Source organism: Desulfobacula sp., from assembly GCF_021107415.1.
Window position 1 is genome coordinate 1 of sequence record NZ_JAIOSW010000406.1, and the last position, 4,456, is coordinate 4,456.

Here is a 4,456-nt window from a genome sequence, read left to right on the forward strand (position 1 = left end):
CTGTGTCACAGATGGATGATGCGGTAAGCCTTCCTGTTTCCGTCAAAGGGGCATTAATGCCGGATGCTCATTTGGGATACGGCCTTCCCATCGGTGGCGTGCTGGCGGTTAAAGATGCTGTCATCCCGTATGCCGTGGGGGTTGACATTGCCTGCCGGATGAAAATATCTGTTCTTCCCATACCTTTCACGGAGTATGAGACCCATAAACAGCTCTTCAGGCAGGCCCTTGAAACCCAGACAAAATTCGGTGTGGGAGAAGGCTTCAAACATCCCAGGCAGCACCGGGTCATGGATGAAGACTGGACATTCTGCCCTGTTGTCAAATCATTAAAAGACAAGGCACACAAACAATTGGGAACCAGTGGATCGGGAAACCATTTTGCAGAATTCGGCAAGCTTTGCCTGACTCACGATGATATCGGTTTAAAAGCAGGAGAATATATTGCTTTTTTAACTCACTCGGGCAGCAGGGGTGCAGGCGCCAGGATAGCAAACCATTATTCAACTCTTGCAAAAAGACTTCATCCTGAGCTTGGCAGGACGTTAAATAATCTTGCCTGGCTGGATATGAAAAAAGGGGAAGGCCTTGAATATTTTTTGGCCATGGAACTGATGGGAAGATATGCATCGGCCAACCATGAAATTATTCATAATGCCGTGTTGGACTTTATGGGTGAAAAAGCCATTGCAACCATAGAAAATCACCATAATTTTGCCTGGAAGGAGAAAATCGGATTGCGCTCCGTGATCATCCATCGTAAAGGTGCGACACCGGCGGATATTGGGATTTTAGGCATCATCCCCGGATCCATGGCAGACCCGGGATTCATTGTCAGGGGACTGGGGAATGATGAAGCCTTAAGATCCGCAGCCCATGGGGCTGGACGCCGAATGAGCCGGACGGCTGCCATGAAGCAATTTTGTTTTAAAGATTTACAGGATATTTTACAAAAAAAGAAAATATTATTACTTTCTGCTGGACTTGATGAAATACCCATGGCATATAAAAATATTGAAGCTGTCATGGATCAACAAAAGGATCTTGTTGAAATTGTGGCAAAGTTTGAACCTAAGATGGTCAAAATGGCGCCGCACGGCAGAAGAAAACGACGAAAAAAGAGAAGATAAACCTTTTTTATTAACCCTTGCCAAGGAGAAAAAAAATGGGAAAACTTTTAAGAGTAAACACCAAAGAAAAAACCTTTGGGTTTGAAGAAGTACCGCAAGCTTATGCAGGTCTTGGGGGTCGGGCGCTCACATCCAAAATGATACTGGATGAAGTGCCGGCGACCTGTCATCCGCTTGGAAAAGCAAACAAATTGATCTTTGCTCCCGGAATCCTTTCAGGATCTCCTGCAGCAGATTCGGGGCGACTTTCCGCCGGAGCTAAATCACCGCTGACAGGGGGTATCAAGGAGAGCAATGCCGGTGGCCTTGTTTCACAGAAACTGGCAAAACTCGGCATCACAGCCATTGTCCTGGAAGATAAACCCGAAACAGATGACTACAGTATCATTGTCATCAACAATGACGGGGTAAAAATCCTTCCGGCAGGCGATCTTGTGGGCAAAGGCAATTATGCTGTCATGGAAAACCTGTGGGGAAAATATGGCAAATCCGTTGGGGTGTTAAGTATTGGCCAGGCAGGTGAACAATGCCTGAAAGGTGCCAGTATCCAGCAGGCTGACATGAACGGAAGACCGGGCCGTGCCCATGGTCGTGGCGGTTTGGGTGCTGTGATGGCTGCCAAAAAGATTAAAGCCATTGTTGTGGACGACAAAGGTGCCCCCCGTGTTGAAATCAAAGATTCCGAAGCCTTTAAAGCAGCCAATAAAAGATGGGTGGAGCTGTTAAGAAGTCATCCGGTTTCCGGAGAGGGCCTCCCCGCATTTGGTACGGCAGTATTGGTCAATGTGATTAATGAAGCCGGTACATTCCCTACCAAGAACTTCAGATCCGGCCGGTTTGAACATGCAAAGGATATCAGTGGCGAAAAAATAGCTGAACTCACCGAACAAAGAGGGGGAATTAATACAGAGCCCTGCCATCCGGGCTGTGTGATCAAATGTTCCAATGTTTATCATGACAAAGACGGCAAGTATCTGACTTCCGGATTTGAATATGAAACCATCTGGGCATTTGGTGCCCATACCACCATCCACGATATTGATGCTATTGCAATGCTGGACAGGCTTTGTGATGATTTCGGCCTTGATACCATTGAAATGGGTGTCACCCTGGGTATTGCCATGGAAGGCGGCATGATTCCCTGGGGAGACGGCAAGGCAGCCATAGATCTTCTGTCAAAGGTTGGTGAGTATACTCCCGAAGGAAAAATCATTGGCAATGGTGCTGTCTTCACCGGCGATGCCCTTGGAGTGGACAGAGTCCCTGTGGTGAAAAAACAGGCGCTTCCGGCCTATGACCCAAGATCCTGTAAAGGGGTTGGGGTTACCTATGCCACAACGCCCATGGGTGCAGATCATACCGCCGGTTATGGTGTGACTGCCAATCTCCTGGCCGTCGGCGGAACCGTAGATCCCCACAAAAAAGAAGGCAATATTGAACTGTCCCAGGGTCTTCAAATTGCTACGGCAGCCATTGATGCAGCAGGACTGTGCCTCTTTGTCGCATTTGCCGTTCTTGACAATGAAGACGGGCTTCCCACCATTGTGAAAATGATCAATGCCCAACATGGACTGTCCATCACACCGGATGATGTTATGGAACTGGGTAAATCAATTCTGAACAATGAAATAGAATTCAACCGGAAAGCCGGGTTCACCAAAGTTGATGATCAGCTTCCTGAAATGTTTAATGAAATCTTCCCACCCCATGACACACAATGGGATTTTACTTTAGAGGAATTGTCAAAAACACTTAAATTTTAACCTTAAACAACACCAAACATAAGGGCAGAAATTCTGCCCTTATGTTTTTCAAATGATGCAAAGCCCTGTACAGCCGACACAGACACTCCGAATAATATACTGATGCCAAAAACTTCTCCTGTACTCAATCCATCGCCTATTTTACCAGGCTTCAAGTCCCAAAGGATCCACCATATTAACCGGATCATTTAGGACGTAGCCTTAGCCACTTGCTTGATATATATCACCGATATTATTACCCTCTCCAACCTTTTTTATATGCAATCAGACTCACTAAATATAAAACAACAATTATCAGTAAAAACATCCCATGATATGGACTATTTTCATAGAATGCCCATAAAGTACAAAAACCAAAGAATATGATTCCAATATAAAAAATTTTCGGGGATTTAAATTTCTTTCTTTTTTTTAAACCTAATAATGGTTGTCCCTTGAGAGCTCTCCACAAAAGCATTGGAATTATAATAGCACTTGCTACTATAAATGAAAAAGCAAGCAAATATAATAATTCAATTAAATCTTGAGGCATATTTTTTTCCAGTATTACTTGTTCATTAACTGTGTTGTCTTATCTGATAATAATATGAGAATTCTTCAATCTTCATTACTAAAATTTTAGCATGGATCAGGTTTAGTCACTCTTGGGTCTGACGGCATAGGAAACACTAATGTTTCTTTTGGATCTGGTGGCATAGGATGGAATCTCGGATCTGGCGGTATTGGATACATCGGAAAGTACTCTCCCAGAGTTACCGGATTTAACATTTCACCAAGCATTGCTCCCACAGCATAATTGACTGAGGGTGGCATTGCAAAAAATCCCAGAGCAACACCTACCATCGCACCTGTTACAGCACCTTTCTTTCCTCCTGTTAATGCCCCGCCAATACCACCTTGTATTGCTCCGGCAATTGCTCCTGAAAGTCCTACCAGCCCATTCGGATCTATAAAATTAACCGGATCATTTAGGACATACCCATACAGATCCGTATCACCTCCGGCAAAAAGTATTGGATCTTTAGCAGTCCATCTACCTGTTTCCGGATCATAATCACGGTAGCCAAACCTTACAAGATCTGTATGCCTGTCATGCAGACCGCCTGCAAATCCAAAGGGTATTTCAAAGACCGGATTGGTATCACTCAGTATGTTACCAAAGGTATCGTATTCAATTTGTTTTACCACATTTCCGGATGAATCTGCAACTAGCCTTAAGGAACCTACTTGATCATAGGTTAAATAATAGGAGGCACCGTTGGCTGATACTGCCACAGGCATTCTGTCGTCTGCATATTCAAACCGCATGACAAGATTGTCTGAACCGTGGAAACAGCGGTTTAAAATCCAGCCAAAATCACCGTTTAAAAACCAGCCACCCAAGTTCATGAACGTACCTGTGCGGCACTGGCAATAACCAAAGTTTTAAAACCCCCTATTTAGGCCCGGGTAGAAGGACCCTATATGTTATCAGTCATTTTTTTATAGTTTCTTTCGATAGCTATCTCCCTCCATAATAAGGATATCAGAGTTGTAAACGAGGCGGTCGGCAATCGCTGTGGC

The 4,456-nt window shown here is 44.6% G+C and carries 5 protein-coding genes; 2 read left to right on the forward strand and 3 right to left on the reverse strand.

Going from position 1 to position 4,456, the window contains the following annotated elements; all coding sequences use genetic code 11:
* Together K8S13_RS20515 and K8S13_RS20520 are read left to right on the forward strand one after the other, a co-directional pair.
* Window positions 1–1,130, forward strand: a 1,130-nt coding sequence (locus tag K8S13_RS20515; RefSeq protein WP_291465523.1) for an RtcB family protein, incomplete at its 5' end; no start/stop codon positions are given.
* Window positions 1,131–1,165: 35 nt separating this feature from the next.
* A complete protein-coding gene (locus K8S13_RS20520) occupies window positions 1,166–2,893 on the forward strand; it encodes an aldehyde ferredoxin oxidoreductase family protein (protein ID WP_291465525.1) in 1,728 nt (575 codons plus the stop codon).
* 2 nt (window positions 2,894–2,895) lie between these two features.
* Here K8S13_RS20520 and K8S13_RS20525 read toward each other — a convergent pair whose 3' ends face one another.
* The 3 genes from K8S13_RS20525 to K8S13_RS20535 form a co-directional block, all read right to left on the reverse strand.
* The gene (locus K8S13_RS20525) at window positions 2,896–3,081 is read right to left on the reverse strand and encodes a hypothetical protein (protein ID WP_291465527.1); all 186 of its coding nucleotides are present in this window, start codon (window positions 3,079–3,081) and stop codon (window positions 2,896–2,898) included.
* 47 nt (window positions 3,082–3,128) lie between these two features.
* A complete protein-coding gene (locus K8S13_RS20530) occupies window positions 3,129–3,425 on the reverse strand; it encodes a hypothetical protein (RefSeq protein WP_291465529.1) in 297 nt (98 codons plus the stop codon).
* A gap of 86 nt (window positions 3,426–3,511) precedes the next feature.
* Window positions 3,512–4,282, reverse strand: a complete 771-nt coding sequence (locus tag K8S13_RS20535; protein ID WP_291465531.1) for an RHS repeat-associated core domain-containing protein — start codon at window positions 4,280–4,282, stop codon at window positions 3,512–3,514.
* Between the last annotated feature and the right edge of the window lie 174 nt (window positions 4,283–4,456).

Excerpts from the sequence above, each read along its gene's own strand:
- K8S13_RS20535 (WP_291465531.1), bottom strand. The coding sequence starts at position 4,282 with ATGAACTTGGGTGGCTGGTTTTTAAACGGTGATTTTGGCTGGATTTTA.
- K8S13_RS20520 (WP_291465525.1), top strand. The coding sequence starts at position 1,166 with ATGGGAAAACTTTTAAGAGTAAACACCAAAGAAAAAACCTTTGGGTTT.
- K8S13_RS20530 (WP_291465529.1), bottom strand. The coding sequence starts at position 3,425 with ATGCCTCAAGATTTAATTGAATTATTATATTTGCTTGCTTTTTCATTT.
- K8S13_RS20525 (WP_291465527.1), bottom strand. The coding sequence starts at position 3,081 with ATGATCCGGTTAATATGGTGGATCCTTTGGGACTTGAAGCCTGGTAAA.